A 19,716-nucleotide genomic window follows, 5' to 3' on the forward strand; every position below is an offset into this window, starting at 1 on the left:
CGGACCGCGTGGTCTCCGACCAGCACGGCATTCAAGATGCGACACGAGCTGAAGGTGCGAAACATTGATTCGTCGACATGTCCGGAACGGGCGGCGCGGGGCACGAGCCGCGGCCTTCCTAGCTGCCACAGCGGTTCTCACCGGTCTCATGACCGGTGTCGGTGGGGGTGCGGCCTCCGCTGACCCGATCATCGACGGCAAGAAGCTGTTGGCCGATCCGGTCTCGGCGGACGGCTCCAAGATCACCAAGGCCGAGATGAAGGACGACCGGAACATCCGGCTCTACGTCTACTCCGCGGCCATGGGCGCCACCTACCCGGTCGATGTGCAGCGGCCCGCCGACACCTCGGTCCCGCGCCCGACCCTCTACCTGCTCAACGGAGCGGGCGGCGGTCAGGACGACGCCTCCTGGGTGAAGAAGACCAATATCGTCAACGGCTTCCTCGCCGACAAGAACGTCAACGTGATCCAGCCCATCGGCGGCAAGTGGTCCTACTACCAGGACTGGAACAACGACGACCCGACCCTGGGCCGCAATAAGTGGACCACGTTCTTCAGCGAGGAACTGCCCCCGCTGATCGACGCCGCGCTCGGCACCAACGGCGTCAACGCCATCGCCGGCATCTCCACCTCCGGCACCACGGTGCTCACCCTGGCCGAGGCCAAGCCGGACCTGTACAAGTCCGTCGCCGCCTACTCCGGCTGCGCACAGATGGCCGACCCGCAGGGCCAGGAGTTCATGCGCCTGACCGTCGAGACCTGGGGCGGCGGCAAGCTGGAGAACATGTACGGCCCGGCGAACTCGCCCGACTGGGCGGCCCACGACCCGGTCGTCAACGCCGACAAGCTGCGTGGCATCAACCTCTACATCTCCTCCGGTAGCGGTCTGCCCGGCCAGTACGACACCCTCAACGGCGCGTACGCGCTGCCCGGCGCCTACGGCCTGGCGAACCAGATGATCATCGGTGGCGTCATCGAGGCGGGCACCAACTTCTGCAGCCACAACCTGGCGAACAAGCTGAACTCGCTGGGCATCCCGGCCACCTACAACTTCCGGCCGACCGGTACCCACTCGTGGGGCTACTGGAACGACGAGTTCATCACCTCCTGGCCGCTGCTGGCCCAGGGCCTCGGCATCTAGCCGAAAGTCCACGCGGACAAAGCGATACAGCCCGGCACCGAAAGGTGCCGGGCTGTTGCCGTTATGGCTGCGGTCACAACTTGGTCGGAGGGGCTAAACAAAAAGTTCGGGAACCCTTAAACTCTTCCTGTGAGTACCAGTGTGGCCGATCAGCGCGGCAGTAAGTTCCAGCGAGCGCGGTCGGCGTCGGTGCTCCTGGGCCCCGCCTTCGTCGCCGCCATCGCCTACGTCGATCCCGGCAACGTCGCCTCCAACATCAGCGCCGGCGCGCAATACGGCTACCTGCTGGTGTGGGTCGTGGTGATGGCCAACATCATGGCCGGCCTGGTGCAGTTCCTGTCCGCCAAACTGGGCCTGGTGACCGGCAGTTCGCTGCCGGAGGTGGTGCGGGCCAAGGCGAGCCGCCCGATCCGGATCGGCTACTGGGCGCAGGCCGAGACCGTGGCCGTGGCAACCGATCTCGCCGAGGTCGTCGGCGGCGCCATCGCGCTGAACCTGCTCTTCGGGCTGCCGCTCATGGCCGGCGGCATCGTCACCGGCTTCGTCTCGATGATCCTGCTGCTCATCCAGAACCACCGCGGACAGCGGCCCTTCGAACGGGTCATCACCGGACTGCTCGGCATCATCGCCATCGGATTCCTTGCCTCCGTGGTGATCTCACCGCCCTCGGCATCGGGCACCGCCGCCGGCCTGATACCCCGCTTCGACGGCTCCGGCAGCGTGCTGCTGGCCGCCGCCATGATCGGCGCGACCGTCATGCCGCACGTGGTCTACCTGCACTCCGGCATGGCCCGCGACCGGCACGGGCACCCCGAGGTCGGTGCGGTGCGAAACCGCCTGCTGCGCATCACCCGCTACGACGTGGCCCTGGCCATGCTGCTCGCCGGCACCGTGAACCTGGCCATGCTGCTGATGGCCGCCAAGACGCTGCGTGGCCGCGAGGGCGTCGACACCATCGAGGGCGCGCACGCCGCGGTGCAGGACGTGCTCGGTCCGGTGGCGGGGCTGCTGCTCGCGGTCGGGCTGCTGGCCTCCGGACTGGCGTCCACCTCGGTCGGGGCCTACGCGGGCGCCATGATCATGCAGGGCCTGCTGCACCGCCGCATTCCGCTGGTGGTGCGCCGGGTGGTCACGCTGATTCCCGCGCTGGTGGTCCTCGCGCTCGGCATCGATCCCACCCGGGCGCTGATCATCTCGCAGGTGGTGCTGTCGTTCGGGATCCCGTTCGCGCTCATCCCGCTGGTCCGCTTCACCAGCGACCCGGAACTCATGGGCGAGAACGTCAATCACCGTGTCACCACCGGACTGGCCTGGCTGGTGGCCGCCATCATCACCACCCTGAACGTGGTGCTGATCTACCTGACGGCCACCGGAAAGGGCTGACGCCGGCCGCTATTCGGCGAAGACGGCCTTGCGCTTCTGCAGCATGGCCGTCGCGCCCTCCGCGAAATCGGCCGAGCCCAGCAGTTCGCACTGACCGGTCTTCTCGGCGGCCAGTGCGGCATCGAGCGAGGTCAGGGCCGCCGCGTTGAGGGCCTGCTTGGTGAGTTCCAGCGCCCGCCGCGGGCCGTGCGCCAGCTTGGCGATCACCGCCTCCACCTTCGCGTCCAGTTCCGCTTCGGCGTACACGCCCGCGATCAGGCTGTGCTCGAGCGCCTTTCGCGCCGGGAGCCGCTCACCCAGCAACGCCATCTCGGCAGCCAGCGGTCGCCCGGCCGCGGCCGCCACCATGGCCGCCGCCCCGCCGTCGGGCATCAGGCCGATATTGATGAACGCCAGCAGCAGGTAGGAATCCTCGGCCGCATAGGTGAGATCGGCGGCCAGCGCGAAGGCCACGCCCACCCCGGCGGCCGCGCCCTTGACCCGCGCGATGACCGGAATCGGCGCGTCGACAATGGCTTTGATCATCCGGTTGGCGACGTCCATGGTCATCTCGGCGGTGATGCCGCGTTCCTTCTCACCGGGGGCGGAGGCCAGGTCCGCGCCGGTGCAGAAGTCGCCGCCTTCTCCGGTCAGCACGATGACCCGGACGGCCGGGTCGGCGGATGCCGCGAGCACGGTGTCGCCCAATCCGGCCATGGTGTCGTAGCTGAGCGCGTTCTTGCGTTTGGGGTTGGTGATGGTGATGCGCAGGACGCGCCCGTCCCTGATGGCGGTGTACCCCGGCGTGGTCGTGGTCATCGGGCGCTCCCCAGATATATATGCGGCCGCGTTGCCGCAGGCTGTGTATCCGCCTTTGCGAATTGTGGTTAACTTAGGAGCGTTCGTCCGGCACTGTCAACAGCCGGTGTCATCGAGAAGGAGAAACTGTATGGTCGCCGATCGCAGCGAGGCCGCCCTCGCTACCGGGCGACCGGCCGGTACTCCCGAGGGCGAGTCCGGCCCCCGCCGCCGCCCCAAGAACCGCAAGGCCCAAATCGTCCGGGTAGCGGCCCGGGCCTTCGCCGAACGCGGCTACCACCCCGTCGGCGTGGACGAGATCGCCGCCGAGGTCGGCATCTCCGGCCCCGCGCTCTACCGCCACTTCCGGAACAAATACGCGCTGCTGGTCGCCGCCGCCGAAATGGGCGCGCAGCAATTGCTCGCCGCCGCCCAGGCCGCCGACAATCCCGCCCTGGAACCGGAACCACGACTCACCGCGCTGATCCGCGGCATCGCCGAGTACACCATCGACGTGCGCCGCGAAGGCGGGCTGTACCGCTGGGAACGCCGCTACCTGGAACGCGAGGACCGCGCCCGCATCCGCGTCGTCTACACCGAACTGCACGACACCGTCGCCGCCGCCATCGCCGCGCTGTACCCCGACGCCGACCCCGCCGACACCCAGCTGCGGGCCGCCGCCCTGCTCAGCGCCATCGGATCGATCACCGCGCACCGCACCGCGCTGTCCACCACCCGGCTGATCAACCTGCTCACCGAGGTGTGCTGGGACATCCTGCGCTGCGAGCTGCCGCCCGCGCCCGCCCCGGCCACCGGCGAACCGCTGGTTCGCGGACTGCCCGTCATCTCCAAGCGGGAACAGCTGCTCACCGAGGCCATCCGCATCTTCGGCCGGCAGGGCTACCACGAGGCCAGCATCGAGGAGATCGGCGCGGCGGCCGGCATCAACGCCTCCAGCGTCTACCGCTACTTCGCCAGCAAGGCCGACCTGCTCGCCGCCGCCTTCCACCGCACCGGCGAACGCGTCGCCATCGCCAACAACGAGGCGCTGGCCGAGGCCACCAGCCGGGCCGACGCGGCCGTGCGGATCGCGGACCGCTTCTCCCGCATGACCTTCGCGATGCCGGAGATCCTGCCCGTCTACTTCTCCGAATTCTCCAATCTGCCCGCCTCCGAACAGCATCGGCTGCGCTCGGTGCAGCGGCAGAACGTGCTCGAATGGGCCAACCTGCTCGACGGCGATCAGGTCGAGGCCCGGTTCCGGGTGCACGCCGCCATCGCGCAGGTCATCGATGTGGGCCGCCGCATCCGCTTCGACGGGCGGCCGGAGAACCTGGCCCGGGTCAGCGCGCTCATGCGGGCGGTGCTGCTGGGCGTGCCCGCCGCCGAATAGTCCTCGGCGGCAGGCGCTCTCGCCTCAGACCCGGTGCCGCATCCGGAACAGCGCCCGGGCCACCCGCAACCGGCGCGGATGCTTCTCGAAGGCGCCCGAGGTGATCTGGTCCGGCGGATGCTTCTCGGTGATGGTCTGCGGCCGGGTGAATTCGCGCAGTGTGCGCGGATCGCGAATCCGGCCGGGCCCGTTGACGCCGTAGACCGGGGCCGCGTTCACGGTGATCAACTCACTGCGCAGCCGCGCCGCGAACTCCGGGACCGAACGGACATCGCGGGTGAAAACCGAGACGGTGCGCGGCTTCTCGGCGGCGTTCACCCGGTCGGCGGCCTCGTCCATGCCGGCCACCCGATTCACCACCAGCACCGGCCCCACGGCCTCACCGGTGACCGCGGCGCTGACCTGCGGCACCTCGGTCAGCACGATCGGCTCGATATAGGGCTCGCGAATCGATTCCAGACTGCCGACCACCAGCCGCGCGCCCCGGGTGACCGCGTCGCGCACCTGCCGGCGCACCAGCTCGATCTGGGCGTCGACGATCATCGGGCCGTAGGAGGCCCGCCGGTCCGCGCCCGGCCGCAATCGCCGGGCCTGATCGGCGACCAGCTCCAGGAACGGTTCGTACACCGAATCGGCGACGTACACGCACTGCACCCCGGCGGGCTGCTGACCGGAATTGGCCATCGCGCCGTACACCGCGGCCGCGGCGGCGGCATCGAGTTTGGCGTCGACCTGGACCACCATCGAACCCCGCCCGCCCGGCTCGATGACCAGGGGAGTGGACGCCTCCGCGGCCAGCGCGGCCACCTCGCGCGCACCCGCCCCGGAGCCGGCGTAGGCGAGCTTGTCCACCGCCGCGCGGCACAGCGCGGCGGCGGTGCCGCTGTCGCCGGTGACCACCTGTAGCACAGGTTGATTCGGGGCCAGGTGGTTCCAGGTGTCGGCCAGCCAGGCGCCGACGCCGGGGGTCAGTTCGCTGGGTTTGAACACCACCGCGTTGCCTGAGGCCATCGCGCTGGCGATCGAAGTCATCGGGGTGAGAACGGGATTGTGCCAGGGGCCCAGCACGCCGACGACGCCCAGCGGCAGATAGCCGATGGTGCCGGTCGATTCCCGGCGCAGCGACGCGCCCAGCCGGGTGGTGCGGCCGAGCGTTCGTTCGGCGTGGCGCGCAACCCAATCCAGGTGCTCGACGGCCAGGGTCACCTCGATGGCGGCGTCGATGCGCGGCTTGCCGGTCTCGCGGCTGATGAGTTCCACCAGGTCGCGGGTACCGCGGGCGAGACTGCGTTTCCAATCCAGCAGCCAGCGTTTGCGGGCGTCGAATCCCAGTGCCGCCCACCATTGTTCGGCGCTGCGGGCGGAGCGGACGGTGCGGGTGAGTTCGCCTGCGCCCATGCCCGCGTATTCGCCCACGACTTCCCCGGTTCTCGGGTCGTAGGACGTCAGTACCTTGGATCTGCGCGCGCCGGCGCGTCCCGCTGCCGGCTGCGCCGACTCGGCCATGGTCAACCTCTCGTGGCCTGTGAATGTCTCTCCCCCCAAGGCCAGACTATGGTTCGAGGCGCAGATGCGACAAGGTTGCGAAATCGACGCATACCGCCCGGTCTGCGCCTGGATCAGCGGCTATTCGGCGACCCCTCGGTTTGTGACCAAGGGCACAGTTTGATATTCGCTGCTTCGGCAAAGAAACGGCCTGCTTCCCGGTGCGCCGGTAACATCACGGCCGGCGGTGTGGATCATCCCGGCGGACGGCAACTACGCAATCCCCGCGGGATGTGGGGACCCGCCGCCCCGGGGCGACAATGTTCAGCCCGACCAGCCGATAGTGGAGAGTTGATGCCCAGCTTGGACAGACCGGAACCCGTAGCACCCGACGATCCGGCCGTTTACGTCGAAGACGTCCGCAAGTCCTTCGGCGATGTGCACGCGCTGCAAGGCGTCAGCTTCACCGCCGCCCGCGGACAGGTACTCGGCATCCTCGGCCCCAACGGTGCGGGCAAGACCACCACGGTCAAGATCCTGTCCACCCTGCTGCGCCCGGACTCCGGCATCGCCCGCATCGCCGGGCACGACGTCCGCTCCGACCCCGCCGCGGTCCGCCGGTCCATCATGATGACCGGACAGTATGCGGCCCTCGACGAGAACCTCTCCGGCCGCGAGAACCTCGAACTCTTCGGCCGCCTCATGGGCCTGCCGCGCAAGGCCGCCCGCCAGCGCGCCGACACCCTGCTCGAGGAATTCGACCTCACCGGCGCCGGCCGCCGCGCGGTCCGGCACTACTCCGGCGGCATGCGCCGGCGCGTCGACATCGCCTGCGGCCTGGTGGTCCGGCCCGAAGTGGTGTTCCTCGACGAACCCACCACCGGCCTGGACCCCCGCTCCCGGCAGGGCGTCTGGGACCTCGTCACCGCGCTCAAGACCCAGGGCATCACCGTTCTGCTGACCACGCAGTACCTCGAAGAGGCCGACGTGCTCAGCGACAACATCATCGTCATCGACAAGGGCACCGTCATCGCCGAAGGCACCGCCGACGCCCTCAAGGAGAAGACCGGCGGCAGCTACTGCGAGGTCGTGCCCCTGGATCCGACCCAGCTCGGCAAGGTCGCCGACGCGCTCGGCGAGCTGGTGCCGGCCGCGGTCCGCGCCGAACTCTCCGGCGACCGGCTCTCGATCCCCGCCCCCGAGGGCGCGGCCACCCTCGCCGAGGCCCTGCGCCGGCTCGACGGCGCCGGCGTCCCGCTCGCCGATATCGGCCTGCGCCGCCCCTCGCTCGACGACGTCTTCCTCACCCTCACCGGACACTCCGGCACCAAGGAAACGGTCGACGCGGAAGGCGCCGCATGACCGCCCCCGCGGCCGACGCCGCCGATCTGTTCGCCGGGGTACCCCCGGCCCGGCCCAACAGCTTCGCGCAGTGGCGAGCCCTGACCGGACGCGTGGTCTGGGTGATGTTCACCAAGGGCGAGATGCTCATCGCGGTGATCGTGCCGCTGGTCTTCACCCTCGGCTTCTACCTGCCGCTGCGCTACGTGATGAAGTTCCAGGGCATCGACTACGCGCAGTTCGTCATGCCGATCATCGTGCTGCAGACCATGTCCTTCACCATGATGTCCAACGCGCAGCTGGCCGCCTTCGAAGCCATGACCGGACTCAACACCCGCATGCAGACCATGCCCATCGGCAAGATGGTGCCGCTGGTGTCGCGGCTGTCCGCCGGCTTCGTGCGATCGGTGGTCTCGCTCATCGCCGCGCTGGTCTGGGGACACCTCATCGGCTTCCACTTCGTCGCCGGCTGGGGACAGGCCGCGCTGTTCTGCGCGTTCTCCCTCGCCGTCGGAACCGTGCTGGCCATCGGCGCGGACGGGCTCGGGTCACTGACCAAGAGCCCCGAATCGCTGAGCCAGGCCCTGACCTTGCCGACCCTCATCTTCGGCATGCTGTCCTGCGGCTTCGTGCCCGAAACCGGATTCCCGGTGTGGGTGCGGCCGTTCGTGCGCAATCAGCCCATCTCGCAGTTCTCCTTCGCACTGCGCGACATGGCCCAGCACGGAGTGACCTGGAATGTGTTGTGGGTGCCGCTGGTGTGGCTGGGGTGCATGCTGGTCGGCTTCCTGCCGCTGGCGGTCTGGGCGAGCGTGAGGCGGTCATGAGCACGGCGACCACGGCCGATACGGCCGACAAGGATTCGATGCCCGGCAAGGACACCGCGGCGGCGCCCGCCGACAATGCGGTGGCCGAACGGGATTCGTGGGCGGGGCGTCAGCCGCTGCCCGTGGTGAAACCCCGCTCGGAGCGCGCGCTCTCGGTCTGGGCGCAGCAGAGCGTGATCCAGTGCAAGCGCATGCTCATCGGCTGGATGCGCGACCCCGCGACCACCATTCAGACCCTGGTCTACCCGGCCGCCACGCTGATCATGTTCCGGATCGTGCTCGGTGACTCCATCACCAAGGCCACCGACATGCCCAGCATCTACGGCACCGTGCCGATGGTCATGCTGGTCGCGGCCATGTCCGGGTCGGTGGTGAGCGCCCTCGGGTTCAAGGTCGAGAAGGCCACCGGACTGCTCGGGCGGTTCTACACCATGCCCATCCACCGCGCCGCCGGACTCACCGGGCGACTGCTGGCCGAGGCCCTCCGCGTGGTGATCACCTCGCTGTTCGTGCTCGCGGTGGGCGTCGCCTTGGGCTTCCGGTTCTGGTACGGGCCCGCGGCTTCGATTGCCATGCTGGCCATTCCGGTGTTGTTCGCGCTCGGGTTCGCGGTGCTGGTGACGGCACTGGCCACGCTCACCGAGGGCGTCATGCTGGTGTCGCTGGTCGGCATCATCAACACCCTGCTGATGTTCTTCAACTCCGGCTTCGTGCCGGTGTTCGCCTATCCGGTCTGGTTGCAGAAGACCGTCGAGAACCAGCCCATGAGCACGGCCATCGACGCCATGCGCGGACTGTCCTACGACGGTCCCATCGCGACGCCGCTGTGGAAGACGGCCGCGTGGGCGATCGGCATGATCGTGGTGTTCGCCTACCCGGCGGTGCGCGGATACCGCCGCGCCGCCGAAACCGGAGCGTAGACACGCCGGAAACCGGCGGGCGGACACGCCCGACCGGTTTCCCCAGTGCAGCCCTGGAAAATCGAGTGGCCTGCGTCACGTTAAGGTTGCCCCCATGTCTTACCTGGTTATCGGGGCAACCGGGTTTCTCGGGCGGTTTCTGGTGCCCGAACTCCTGAAGCGTGGCGCGGACATCCACATCCTGGTCCGGCCCGGCGAAGACTCCGTGCTGCGCTACAACCGCTGCCTACGCGACTGGGGACTGAGCGACCGGGTACACCCGGTCCGCGGCGACCTCGGCGCACCCGGACTCGGCGTCGACCCGGGCTGGCTTGCCGCGCACCGCGGTTCGATCGAGCACGTCTTCCATCTCGCCGCCGGCTTCGACAGCGTCGGCGCGGGCGGCGGCACCCGCCGGGTGACCGAGCTCGCGGCCGCGCTGGAAGCGGGACGGCTGCACCACGTTTCGACCCTGCGCGTCGCCGGGGCCTGGGAAGGCGTGTTCACCGAGGACATGACCGACGTCGGGCAACTGCTGCCCACGCCGTATCAGCGCGCCATGCTGCGCGCCGAGCAGGTGGTGCGCGAGCAGACCGCCGTGCCGTGGCGCGTCTACCGGCCCGCCATCGTCATCGGCGACTCCCGCACCGGCGAGATCGACCGCATCGGCGGCCCGTACTACTTCTTCCGGCTGCTGCGCATGGCCGCGCAGCTGCCGCGCATTCTGCCCGTGGTCGCACCCCAGCTCGGCGAAACCAATATGGTGCCGGTCGATTTCGTGGCCCGCGCCCTGGACCACATCGCGCACCTGCCCGGCGACGGGCCGAGCACCTACCACCTGGCGGACCCGCGCGAACAGAGCGTCGCGGAGGCGTTCAACCTCTTCGCCGACGAGGCGGGGGCGCCGCACCTGATCGAGGTGATGCCCAAGCAGACCCTCGACGTCACGCTGCGGGTGCCCGGGATGGGCTGGGCGCTGCGCCAGATCGGCATCCCGATGGACGTCATCGAGGACTCCGAATTCGCCTGCCGCTTCGACTCGCGCCAGGCCGCCGCGGCCCTGGCCGGCACCGATATCAAGGTGCCGCCGCTGGCCGCCTACGCCTCGGTCGTCTGGAAGTACTGGATCGAGAACTGGGTCTGAGACTCAGGACGGGTTGTCCCCGGGGAGCAGGCTGTCCGGGGACAGCAGCAGGTCCTCCAGGCTGCGGGGACGGCCGTAATCCCAACCGACCCAGCGGTTCCGGTTGGTCCAGCCCATCAGGTCGTAGCGCCAGCGGAACGGCCAGGTGGTGCCGACCGTCATGAACAGCGCCGTGCCCAGGGCCGCGTAATCGTCGTGCGCCGACAACAGCGCCCGCTGCTGCCGGGGCGGACGGGTGAAGAACGCCTCGAACATGGCGATCGACTGGGCCGTGGTCAACCGGCCCAGGCCGTACACCCCGCGCATGCGCATCCAATAGACCAGCCGCGCCTGCCACGGCCACAGCGCCTCGATCGGATCGGTGCCGCGCTGTACCGCGTCCAGGGCGGTGTCCACCAGCGCCAGCGAATCCGCCACGCAGTACCCGGTGATCGGATGCATCATGCCGCCGCGCGAGCCGAACGGAATCACCGCGCCGCGACCGGCTTTCGGCGGCATCTCGTCGAGCGGATAGTGGGCGGCCTCGGTCGGCTCGTCGCCGCGTAGTCGAATACCGTGCGCCGCCAGCCGATTCAGGGTGCGGCGGCGGAGCTCGTGCTGCGGCATCCCGCCGCGCAGGCCCAGGCTGGTCTCCTCGAAGATGACCGTGCCGTCGCCCAGCGGCACCGAGTACAGGAACGACGGCGGATCGTCCGGGCCCGCGCCGTTCTCGTCACGCCAGTCCAGCAGCAGCCCTTCGCCCGCCGTCACCATCGGGGCGGCGATGTCCTCGTCCACGAAGATGCCGTGCGCGCTGGCCGTGCGCCGCGCGCCCGGGGTGGCCTGGCCGCGGGTGTCGAAGACGGTGGCGGCCCGCACCTCGGTGCCGTCGGCCAGCTCCACCCGATGCGCCTCCACGGTGCGGGCGCGACCGGTGATCACGGTGGCGTCGTCCAGCGGAAGCGCGTCGAACAGGCCCTGTTTGGACAGCACGCAGTACGGCCGTGGAATGCGGTGCTCGGTGGTGGTCCACACCGCCGGCGCCTCGATCCGGCTGGCGATCGCGCCGTGCCCCAGCCACTGCGGCAGCTCGTCCACCCAGCACGAGAAGGTCGGCGCCCACAGGCGGCGCGGCCGCGGATCCACCGCGACCACCCGCATCCCCGCCGCCATGGCCCGATGCGCCAACGCCCGCCCCGTGGGACCGAGCCCCACCACACACACGTCGGCGGCCCTGCCGACCTCCCGGCCACTCATACCCGCATTCAAACAGCCCCGGCCACCCCCACGCCAGGCCCAGTCCCACTTCGCACCCCGGCCGGTCCGCGCTCCGGCGGCGACCGCACCGCTGTCCGCCTACCGCGCGCCGCCGCCCGAGGCGTTGTGATCGCTGGACCCGCAAGCGGCCAGCCCCAGCGTCGCCGCCAGGGCCAGCGCCGCGGCGGCCGCGACGCGGGCGCGCCGGCCGGGGCGGCGGCGTCCGGGAGCGGGGTGGGAAGGGGCTGCGGCGGAGAGTGAATCTGTCATGGCCGCAACGCTATTGACGGTGGCTGTGAGCTTGCTCGGTGTCGGCTGGTGAGTCACTTCCAGCCGGGTGTGACTACTTCGGCGTCACCCAGGTGGTGATGTCGGCGTGCACGACCTCGAGCCCGGACCGGTCGTAGATCGATACCGGCACCACCAGTTCCTGGCCCTCGGTGATCTGCGAGAAGTCGGGCGTCTCGGCCAGTTTCGCGACGGCCCGCAGTCCCGAGTTGGCCTTGGCCAGGTACTGCACGTTCATGGCCTTCGGGATCCACCGGTGCGTCTCGGGCACGGTCGCCTCCGACAGCATGCCCATCGCGACCTCGGCCAGATTGCAGGCCGCGATGGCGTGGAAGGTCCCCAGGTGGTTGTGGATGCCGAACCACTTGGGCGCGGTCACCTCGCACATGCCCGGCTCCAGCCGCACCACGCTGGGCAGCACGGTCCCGAAGTACGGCACCCGGGCCACCATGCCGAGCGAGAACAAGGTGTGCCCGATGCGGTTGTCCGGAAGCTTCTTCCACCCGCGATACGTAGCGGTCTCTTTACCCATACCCGTATCTTACTCAAAAGTAAGTTCTGCGAAACCCTCGCTTCGTATCGGTCGCCGAATCGGTCGGCGGCTTGCCTCGGCGCGCAAAACCAACCGGTTCCCAGTTATCTGAGAGGGCTGCGCCCAGGGCGCAGCAGGGAGCCGGGCCGCTCGGGCCGGCTATCGGGGAAATAGGAGTTTCCGAAATCATGCGTATTCGTACCGCGATGGCCACCGTCGGCATCGCACTCGCGGGGGCGGCCGCCGTCACCGCATCCGCCGGCTCGGCCGCTGCCTTCACGCCGCACGTCAACCCGGGCGCGGGCATCATCGTCGGCGTGGACCTGACCCACGACGAGACCGTGGCACTGTCCAACACCTGGATCCCGGCGGCCATCACCCAGATCAACGGCGGTCACAACATGATCGCCCCCGACCCGTACTACTCCGATCTGGTGATCGACGGCCGCCCGCACGGCAACCTGACCCAGATCGTCGGCGAGGCCGCCGAAGTTCCGGACGGGCAGGTCGGCCTGTACGTGGTCGACCCCTCCCGGTTCCAGGGCGGCAACTTCCTGCTGATCCAGGATCTCGGCGGCTGGGACTACTACCTGCGCCACATGCACGACAACTGAGTGTGAAATGGCCGGTGCGAGAGTCGAATTCCGCACCGGCCGGCACACGGCCGGAGCCGGGGGGCTCGACCGGGTGTGACCAGGGCCATTGGCTCGGGGGTGGGGGAGGGGGCGATTTGAAGTGGGGCGGGGGCTCGAGGCATACTGTTCGGGTTGCCCACACCGGGTTGCGTCTTTTCCGTTGGATCGGCGCTGGTGGTGGGCGAGCAAGACCCAATTTTGCACCCCGCTGATTTGCGGCGTGGGTGCGTCCGGAACAATGTTCCGAGGCTTGTAAGGATTTTGGTCCGGGGCCGAGGAATGAGCGGCGGAGCGACACGCCCGACCGCGTGGACCGGATGAACCATGACAGATGAACAGCGGCGATGGATCGGGCCCGAGGGCCTCGGTCGTGTGGTGGCTGATGCGTCTTCGTGTGTTCGGCAGTGCAAATGAGGGTGGTTCGGGAGTGAAAGCTCCTGGGCCACAACGCAAGCGGAGAAAAGGACACTCAGCGTGGCGGGACAGAAGATCCGCATCAGGCTCAAGGCCTACGACCATGAGGCGATCGACGCGTCCGCGCGCAAGATCGTCGAGACGGTGACCCGTACCGGTGCCCGCGTCGTTGGCCCGGTGCCGTTGCCCACCGAAAAGAACATCTACTGCGTCATCCGGTCGCCGCACAAGTACAAGGACTCGCGCGAGCACTTCGAGATGCGTACGCACAAGCGGCTTATCGACATCCTCGACCCGACGCCGAAGACGGTTGACGCCCTGATGCGCATCGACCTGCCGGCCAGCGTCGACGTCAACATTCAGTGACGGGGACCTCGAATATGACTGACAACAAGAACCGTCCGGCCGCGGGCATCCTGGGCACCAAGCTCGGCATGACCCAGGTCTTCGACGAGAAGAACCGCGTCGTTCCCGTGACCGTCGTCAAGGCGGGCCCGAACGTCGTTACCCAGATCCGCACCGTTGAGCGCGACGGCTACTCCGCCGTTCAGGTCGCCTACGGCGCCATCGACCCCCGCAAGGTGAACAAGCCGGTCTCCGGCCAGTTCGCCAAGGCCGGTGTCACCCCTCGCCGCCACATCGCCGAGCTGCGCGTCGCCGACGCCGCCGCCTTCGAGGTCGGCCAGGAGATCAGCGCGGAGGCCTTCGAAGAGGGCAGCTACGTCGATGTGACCGGCACTTCCAAGGGCAAGGGCTTCGCGGGCACCATGAAGCGCCACGGTTTCCGTGGTCAGGGTGCCTCGCACGGTGCGCAGGCCGTGCACCGTCGTCCGGGTTCCATCGGTGGTTGCTCCACCCCGGGCCGTGTCTTCAAGGGCATGCGCATGTCGGGCCGCATGGGTAACGACCGCGTCACCACGCAGAACCTCTCGGTCCACAAGGTGGATGCCGAGAACGGCCTGCTGCTGATCAAGGGCGCGATCCCGGGCCGCACCGGCGGCATCGTGATCGTCAAGAGTGCAGTGAAGGGTGGTGCCCGGGCATGAGCACCGAGACCAAGACCAACCTGACGCTCACGGTCAAGGCCGCTGGCGGCAAGACCGAGGGCACCGTCGAGCTCCCCGCGGAGATCTTCGACGCGACCGCGAACATCGCGCTGATGCACCAGGTTGTCGTGGCCCAGCAGGCCGCGGCTCGCCAGGGCACGCACGCCACCAAGACCCGCGGCATGGTCCGCGGTGGTGGCAAGAAGCCGTACCGCCAGAAGGGCACCGGCCGTGCGCGCCAGGGTTCGACCCGTGCGCCGCAGTTCGCCGGCGGTGGCACCGTCCACGGCCCGCAGCCGCGTGACTACACCCAGCGTCTGCCCAAGAAGATGAAGGTCGCCGCACTGCGTGGCGCGCTGTCGGACCGGGCTCGCAACGAGCGCATCCACGTGATCACCGAACTGGTGTCGGGTCAGACCCCGTCGACCAAGGTGGCCAAGTCCTTCCTCGCCGAGCTCTCGGCCCGGAAGAACATCCTGGTCGTCGTCGGTCGTGAAGATGTCACCGCGTGGAAGAGCGTGGCGAACCTGCAGGGCGTGCACCCGATCGCCCCGGACCAGCTGAACACCTACGACGTCCTGAAGTCGGACGAGATCGTGTTCTCGGTCGAGGCGCTCAACGCCTTCGTGCACGGCCCCGCCGAAGCTGCACAGGAGGAGAGCAAGTGACCACCATCGCCGATCCCCGCGACATTCTGCTGGCGCCGGTGATCTCCGAGAAGTCCTACGGACTGATCGAAGAGGGCACCTACACCTTCATCGTGCACCCGGACTCCAACAAGACGCAGATCAAGATTGCCGTCGAGAAGGTTTTCGGCGTCAAGGTGACCAGCGTCAACACCGCCAACCGTCAGGGCAAGCGCAAGCGGACCCGCTTCGGTTACGGCACGCGTAAGAGCACCAAGCGCGCGCTCGTGACCATCTCGGCCGACAGCAAGCCCATCGAGATCTTCGGAGGCCCGGTCGCGTAAGCGGCGGGGACTTCAGGAAGGCAGAAGAACTCATGGCAATTCGTAAATACAAGCCGACTACCCCGGGTCGCCGCGGTTCCTCGGTCTCGGACTTCGCCGAGATCACCCGTTCGACCCCCGAGAAGTCGCTGCTGCGTCCGCTGAGCAAGACCGGTGGCCGTAACGCGCAGGGCCGCATCACCACCCGTCACAAGGGTGGTGGCCACAAGCGTGCCTACCGTCTGATCGACTTCCGTCGCCTGGACAAGGACGGCATCCCGGCCAAGGTCGCTCACATCGAGTACGACCCGAACCGCACCGCCAACATCGCGCTGCTGCACTTCGCTGACGGTGAGAAGCGCTACATCATCGCGCCCAAGGGCATCGCCCAGGGCACGAAGATCGAGTCGGGCCCCGGCGCCGACATCAAGCCCGGCAACAACCTGCCGCTGCGCTCGATCCCGACCGGTACCACGGTTCACGCCGTGGAGCTGCGTCCGGGTGGTGGCGCCAAGCTGGCTCGCGCCGCGGGCATGAGCATCCAGCTGCTGGGTAAGGAAGGCGCCTACGCCGTCCTGCGTATGCCCTCCGGTGAGATCCGTCGCGTCGATGTGCGCTGCCGCGCCACCATCGGCGAGGTCGGCAACGCCGAGCAGTCGAACATCAACTGGGGTAAGGCCGGCCGTATGCGGTGGAAGGGCGTTCGCCCGACCGTCCGTGGTGTGGTCATGAACCCGGTCGACCACCCGCACGGTGGTGGTGAGGGTAAGACCTCCGGTGGTCGCCACCCGGTCTCCCCGTGGGGCAAGCCCGAGGGCCGCACCCGTAAGCCCAACCGTCCCAGCGACAAGCTCATCGTCCGCCGCCGCGGCAAGAAGCGTTAAGGAGGAGGTTAAAGATGCCACGTAGCCTGAAGAAGGGCCCGTTCGTCGACGGACACCTCCTCAAGAAGGTGGACGTCCAGAACGAGAAGGGCACGAAGCAGGTCATCAAGACCTGGTCGCGTCGTTCCACCATCATTCCCGATTTCATCGGTCACACGTTCTCGGTGCACGACGGCCGTAAGCACGTGCCGGTGTTCGTGTCGGAGAACATGGTTGGACACAAGCTCGGTGAATTCGCGCCGACCCGCACGTTCAAGAGCCACGTCAAGGAAGATCGGAAGAGCAAGCGGCGATGAGCACTGAAACTCAGAACCCGACCGCGCGCGCGACCGCCAAGCACGTTCGCGTGACGCCGATGAAGGCGCGTCGCGTCGTGGACCTGGTCCGTGGCCGCAGCGTGCAGGACGCGCTGAACATCCTGAAGTTCGCGCCGCAGGCCGCGAGCGAGCCGGTTGCGAAGGTTGTCGCCTCGGCGGCCGCCAACGCCGAGAACAACCTCGGCCTCAACCCGGCCACCCTCGTCATCTCGACGGCTTTCGTCGACGAGGGCGCGACCATGAAGCGTTTCCAGCCGCGGGCCCAGGGCCGTGCGTTCCGGATCCGCAAGCGCACCAGCCACATCACCATCGAGGTCGAGAGCGTGCCCACCGCCGGCGCTGCCACTCGTAGCCGCCGGAAGGGAGGGGCAAAGTAAATGGGACAGAAGATCAATCCCCATGGCTTCCGCCTCGGTATCACCACCGACTGGAAGTCGCGTTGGTACGCGGACAAGCAGTACGCGGACTACGTGAAGGAAGACGTCGCGATCCGCAAGCTCCTCGCCACCGGCATGGAGCGGGCCGGCATCTCGAAGGTCGAGATCGAGCGCACCCGTGACCGCGTGCGTGTGGACATCCACACCGCGCGTCCGGGCATCGTGATCGGCCGTCGTGGCGCCGAGGCCGACCGGATTCGCGCCGAGCTGGAGAAGCTCACCAAGAAGCAGGTTCAGCTGAACATCCTCGAGGTCAAGAACCCCGAGTCGGATGCGCAGCTGGTTGCTCAGGGTGTTGCCGAGCAGCTGTCGAACCGTGTGGCGTTCCGTCGCGCGATGCGCAAGGCCATCCAGTCGGCCATGCGTTCGCCGAACGTCAAGGGCATCCGTGTGCAGTGCTCGGGCCGCCTCGGCGGCGCCGAAATGTCGCGCTCGGAGTTCTACCGTGAGGGTCGGGTGCCGCTGCACACGCTGCGCGCCGACATCGATTACGGCCTGTACGAGGCGAAGACCACCTTCGGCCGCATCGGCGTGAAGGTCTGGATCTACAAGGGCGACATCGTCGGCGGCAAGCGCGAGGTCACCGCTGTGGCCCCGTCCGGCCGTGACCGTGACGACCGCCCGCGCCGCGAACGGCCGAGCCGTCCGCGTCGTAGCGGTGCCCAGGGCACCACCGCGACCAGCACTGAGGCCGGACGCGCCGCGACTGCAGTCGCGGAGGCACCGGCAGAGAATCAGGAGGGCTGACCTATGTTGATGCCCCGCAAGGTCAAGCACCGTAAGCAGCACCACCCCGGCCGTTCCGGCATGGCGAAGGGCGGCACCGCGGTGACGTTCGGTGAGTACGGCATTCAGGCTCTCGAGCCGGCCTACGTCACCAACCGTCAGATCGAGTCGGCTCGTATCGCGATGACCCGCCACATCAAGCGTGGCGGCAAGGTCTGGATCAACATCTACCCGGACCGCCCGCTCACCAAGAAGCCGGCCGAAACCCGCATGGGTTCCGGTAAGGGTTCGCCGGAGTGGTGGATCGCGAACGTCAAGCCCGGACGCGTCATGTTCGAGCTGTCGTACCCGACCGAGGAGATCGCTCGTGAGGCCCTGCGCCGCGCGATGCACAAGCTCCCGATGAAGTGCCGCATCGTGACCCGGGAGGAGCAGTTCTGATGGCTACCGCTAATCCGACTGCCGAGCTCCGCGAGCTCGACAACGAGGCGCTCGTCGCCAAGCTGCGCGAGTCCAAGGAAGAGCTGTTCAACCTGCGCTTCCAGATGGCGACCGGTCAGTTGCAGAACAACCGCCGCCTGCGCGTGGTCCGCCACGAGATCGCGCGCATCTACACGGTCATGCGTGAGCGCGAGCTCGGCCTGGCCTCCGGTCCTGAAGGCAAGGGAGACGCCGCATGAGCGACGTAAAGGGCCCGGCCAAGACGCCGGCCAACCAGGAGGAGCGGGGCCAGCGCAAGACGCGCATCGGCTACGTCGTCTCCGACAAGATGACCAAGACCATCGTGGTCGAGCTGGAAGATCGCGTGAAGCACAAGCTTTACGGCAAGATCATCCGCACCACCTCGAAGGTGAAGGCTCACGACGAGAACGAGATCGCCGGTATCGGCGACCGCGTGCAGCTGATGGAGACCCGTCCGCTGTCCGCCACCAAGCGGTGGCGTCTGGTCGAGGTCCTGGAGAAGGCCAAGTAGCCGTAGCGACTGCTTGCAGGTCGCTCGAAACGACCAGCCTGCTCCATGACTTGAACCAAGTCATTGATCACCGGTCCGCTTCCCGTTGGGAAGCGGACCGGTGTGTTTTGGGGCGAGAGTGCCCGGCCCGCTGCCCATTTGGGAAGCGGGTCTTTTCTTTTTGTCCGGATACTGGCCGGTAATGCCAAATCTGGACGAGTGTGACCAAACTGAAACCCCATATGTCCAAACGGAATTGGCGTGTCGCCGGGCGAAAGCGTTAGCGTGTACAGGCTATGAGGGATGCTGCGACAACAACTTCCGGGGCTTGGCGGATCGACGACCGGACCGCGGTGACTTTCCGCGATGCGGCGGTGGCGTGGTCTCTGGCCGCCCACGAAGTGCTGGCCGAATGTGCTTCAGGCTACGGTCATTTCGTCACTGTGAACGAACTGGCCGAGCGCGTGCAGGAGATGTCGGGCATTCGCACCGACGCGCCGACCCGTACCTGGATGGACGCCATCCTGCGCAAGGTCGCGCGCCGCTGCCACAATGCCGGCGAGCCGCCGCTGACCGCCCTGTGCGTCAAGCAGAATCACAAGGTCAGCGACAGCTACAAGTACGTGCTGGAGCTGGCGCACCTACCCGTCCCGGCCGACCTCGAGGTGCACGCGGCCTACGCCCGCTGGCAGTGCTATGCCGCCTACGGCGCGGAGATCCCCACCGACGGTGGCATCCCGCCGCTGATTCCGCGCAACGGTGGCGCGCCGCGCCGGGTCACCGCCGCCGGTCCGGCGCCGGTCGCGAAGCCGGAACCGGAAGCGCGGAAGGCCGTGTGCGTCAACTGTTTCACCGAGCTGCCCGCGAATGGCGTCTGCTACTACTGCTGACAATCCGGAACGGCTGACAT

Annotated in this window: 25 protein-coding genes; 20 read left to right on the forward strand and 5 right to left on the reverse strand. The window is 68.1% G+C overall.

What is annotated here, in order from left to right:
- Positions 1-148: 148 nt before the first annotated feature.
- Together ACYVKL_RS09400 and ACYVKL_RS09405 are read left to right on the forward strand one after the other, a co-directional pair.
- The gene (locus ACYVKL_RS09400) at positions 149-1,141 is read left to right on the forward strand and encodes an alpha/beta hydrolase (RefSeq protein ID WP_379168399.1); all 993 of its coding nucleotides are present in this window, start codon (positions 149-151) and stop codon (positions 1,139-1,141) included.
- Between the two features lie 129 nt (positions 1,142-1,270).
- On the forward strand, positions 1,271-2,524 hold the full coding sequence (locus ACYVKL_RS09405) for an Nramp family divalent metal transporter (RefSeq protein WP_379168401.1): 1,254 nt from the start codon (positions 1,271-1,273) through the stop codon (positions 2,522-2,524).
- A gap of 9 nt (positions 2,525-2,533) precedes the next feature.
- On the opposite strand, the gene ACYVKL_RS09410 is transcribed toward ACYVKL_RS09405, so the two are convergent.
- On the reverse strand, positions 2,534-3,322 hold the full coding sequence (locus ACYVKL_RS09410) for an enoyl-CoA hydratase-related protein (RefSeq protein ID WP_379168403.1): 789 nt from the start codon (positions 3,320-3,322) through the stop codon (positions 2,534-2,536).
- A gap of 130 nt (positions 3,323-3,452) precedes the next feature.
- Here ACYVKL_RS09410 and ACYVKL_RS09415 point away from each other — a divergent pair, with 130 nt between their 5' ends.
- Positions 3,453-4,694, forward strand: coding sequence for a TetR/AcrR family transcriptional regulator (locus tag ACYVKL_RS09415; RefSeq protein WP_379168406.1), 1,242 nt, complete (start codon positions 3,453-3,455; stop codon positions 4,692-4,694).
- Between the two features lie 24 nt (positions 4,695-4,718).
- Here ACYVKL_RS09415 and ACYVKL_RS09420 read toward each other — a convergent pair whose 3' ends face one another.
- A complete protein-coding gene (locus tag ACYVKL_RS09420; RefSeq protein WP_379168408.1) occupies positions 4,719-6,200 on the reverse strand; it encodes an aldehyde dehydrogenase family protein in 1,482 nt (493 codons plus the stop codon).
- A 333-nt stretch (positions 6,201-6,533) separates the two neighbouring features.
- Between ACYVKL_RS09420 and ACYVKL_RS09425 the strand changes: the two genes are divergently transcribed.
- The 4 genes from ACYVKL_RS09425 to ACYVKL_RS09440 all read left to right on the forward strand — a co-directional run bounded on the left by ACYVKL_RS09425 (position 6,534) and on the right by ACYVKL_RS09440 (position 10,390).
- Positions 6,534-7,541 carry an ATP-binding cassette domain-containing protein gene (locus ACYVKL_RS09425; RefSeq protein WP_379168411.1) on the forward strand — a complete coding sequence of 336 codons (1,008 nt, stop codon included), beginning with the start codon at positions 6,534-6,536 and terminating at the stop codon, positions 7,539-7,541.
- On the forward strand, positions 7,538-8,347 hold the full coding sequence (locus ACYVKL_RS09430; RefSeq protein ID WP_213558078.1) for an ABC transporter permease: 810 nt from the start codon (positions 7,538-7,540) through the stop codon (positions 8,345-8,347). Before ACYVKL_RS09425 ends, ACYVKL_RS09430 begins: the two co-directional genes overlap by 4 nt.
- Positions 8,344-9,267 (forward strand): ABC transporter permease, encoded by a 924-nt coding sequence (locus tag ACYVKL_RS09435; protein ID WP_379168413.1) that lies wholly within the window; start codon positions 8,344-8,346, stop codon positions 9,265-9,267. The genes ACYVKL_RS09430 and ACYVKL_RS09435 overlap by 4 nt, the downstream gene beginning before the upstream one ends.
- Positions 9,268-9,361: 94 nt before the next feature.
- Positions 9,362-10,390, forward strand: a complete 1,029-nt coding sequence (locus ACYVKL_RS09440; RefSeq protein ID WP_379168416.1) for an SDR family oxidoreductase — start codon at positions 9,362-9,364, stop codon at positions 10,388-10,390.
- 3 nt (positions 10,391-10,393) lie between these two features.
- Here the strand turns inward: ACYVKL_RS09440 and ACYVKL_RS09445 are convergent, their stop codons facing one another.
- From ACYVKL_RS09445 to ACYVKL_RS09455, 3 genes are all read right to left on the reverse strand, one after another.
- Positions 10,394-11,626 (reverse strand): lycopene cyclase family protein, encoded by a 1,233-nt coding sequence (locus ACYVKL_RS09445; RefSeq protein WP_379168418.1) that lies wholly within the window; start codon positions 11,624-11,626, stop codon positions 10,394-10,396.
- A gap of 99 nt (positions 11,627-11,725) precedes the next feature.
- Entirely contained in the window at positions 11,726-11,896 is a 171-nt protein-coding gene (locus ACYVKL_RS09450; RefSeq protein WP_379168420.1) for a hypothetical protein, read from the reverse strand.
- A 73-nt stretch (positions 11,897-11,969) separates the two neighbouring features.
- A complete protein-coding gene (locus ACYVKL_RS09455) occupies positions 11,970-12,446 on the reverse strand; it encodes a hotdog fold domain-containing protein (RefSeq protein ID WP_379168423.1) in 477 nt (158 codons plus the stop codon).
- A 188-nt stretch (positions 12,447-12,634) separates the two neighbouring features.
- On the opposite strand from ACYVKL_RS09455, the gene ACYVKL_RS09460 reads away from it, so the two are divergent.
- The 13 genes from ACYVKL_RS09460 to ACYVKL_RS09520 all read left to right on the forward strand — a co-directional run bounded on the left by ACYVKL_RS09460 (position 12,635) and on the right by ACYVKL_RS09520 (position 19,696).
- Positions 12,635-13,060: a hypothetical protein gene (locus tag ACYVKL_RS09460; RefSeq protein ID WP_379168425.1), complete on the forward strand. Its 426-nt coding sequence runs from the start codon at positions 12,635-12,637 to the stop codon at positions 13,058-13,060.
- 495 nt (positions 13,061-13,555) lie between these two features.
- The gene (gene rpsJ / locus ACYVKL_RS09465; RefSeq protein WP_040804197.1) at positions 13,556-13,861 is read left to right on the forward strand and encodes a 30S ribosomal protein S10; all 306 of its coding nucleotides are present in this window, start codon (positions 13,556-13,558) and stop codon (positions 13,859-13,861) included.
- Positions 13,862-13,875: 14 nt separating this feature from the next.
- A complete protein-coding gene (gene rplC, locus ACYVKL_RS09470) occupies positions 13,876-14,541 on the forward strand; it encodes a 50S ribosomal protein L3 (protein ID WP_213558072.1) in 666 nt (221 codons plus the stop codon).
- Complete coding sequence (gene rplD / locus ACYVKL_RS09475; RefSeq protein WP_357197977.1) at positions 14,538-15,209, forward strand: 50S ribosomal protein L4; 672 nt, start codon at positions 14,538-14,540, stop codon at positions 15,207-15,209. The genes rplC and rplD overlap by 4 nt, the downstream gene beginning before the upstream one ends.
- Positions 15,206-15,511 (forward strand): 50S ribosomal protein L23, encoded by a 306-nt coding sequence (rplW, locus tag ACYVKL_RS09480; protein WP_067712168.1) that lies wholly within the window; start codon positions 15,206-15,208, stop codon positions 15,509-15,511. Before rplD ends, rplW begins: the two co-directional genes overlap by 4 nt.
- Positions 15,512-15,543: 32 nt before the next feature.
- Positions 15,544-16,374: a 50S ribosomal protein L2 gene (gene rplB, locus ACYVKL_RS09485; protein ID WP_379168428.1), complete on the forward strand. Its 831-nt coding sequence runs from the start codon at positions 15,544-15,546 to the stop codon at positions 16,372-16,374.
- 14 nt (positions 16,375-16,388) lie between these two features.
- Entirely contained in the window at positions 16,389-16,670 is a 282-nt protein-coding gene (gene rpsS, locus ACYVKL_RS09490) for a 30S ribosomal protein S19 (RefSeq protein ID WP_040804204.1), read from the forward strand.
- Positions 16,667-17,068, forward strand: a complete 402-nt coding sequence (gene rplV / locus ACYVKL_RS09495) for a 50S ribosomal protein L22 (RefSeq protein ID WP_213558069.1) — start codon at positions 16,667-16,669, stop codon at positions 17,066-17,068. The genes rpsS and rplV overlap by 4 nt, the downstream gene beginning before the upstream one ends.
- Positions 17,069-17,875 carry a 30S ribosomal protein S3 gene (gene rpsC / locus ACYVKL_RS09500; RefSeq protein ID WP_033091021.1) on the forward strand — a complete coding sequence of 269 codons (807 nt, stop codon included), beginning with the start codon at positions 17,069-17,071 and terminating at the stop codon, positions 17,873-17,875.
- A gap of 3 nt (positions 17,876-17,878) precedes the next feature.
- Positions 17,879-18,295, forward strand: coding sequence for a 50S ribosomal protein L16 (gene rplP / locus ACYVKL_RS09505; protein WP_213558068.1), 417 nt, complete (start codon positions 17,879-17,881; stop codon positions 18,293-18,295).
- Positions 18,295-18,534: a 50S ribosomal protein L29 gene (gene rpmC, locus ACYVKL_RS09510; RefSeq protein ID WP_040804215.1), complete on the forward strand. Its 240-nt coding sequence runs from the start codon at positions 18,295-18,297 to the stop codon at positions 18,532-18,534. Before rplP ends, rpmC begins: the two co-directional genes overlap by 1 nt.
- Positions 18,531-18,827: a 30S ribosomal protein S17 gene (gene rpsQ / locus ACYVKL_RS09515; RefSeq protein ID WP_213558067.1), complete on the forward strand. Its 297-nt coding sequence runs from the start codon at positions 18,531-18,533 to the stop codon at positions 18,825-18,827. The genes rpmC and rpsQ overlap by 4 nt, the downstream gene beginning before the upstream one ends.
- Before the next feature lie 275 nt (positions 18,828-19,102).
- Positions 19,103-19,696, forward strand: coding sequence for a hypothetical protein (locus ACYVKL_RS09520; RefSeq protein ID WP_357197973.1), 594 nt, complete (start codon positions 19,103-19,105; stop codon positions 19,694-19,696).
- Positions 19,697-19,716: the final 20 nt, after the last annotated feature.

The sequence above is a fragment of the Nocardia tengchongensis genome (genome assembly GCF_054781395.1).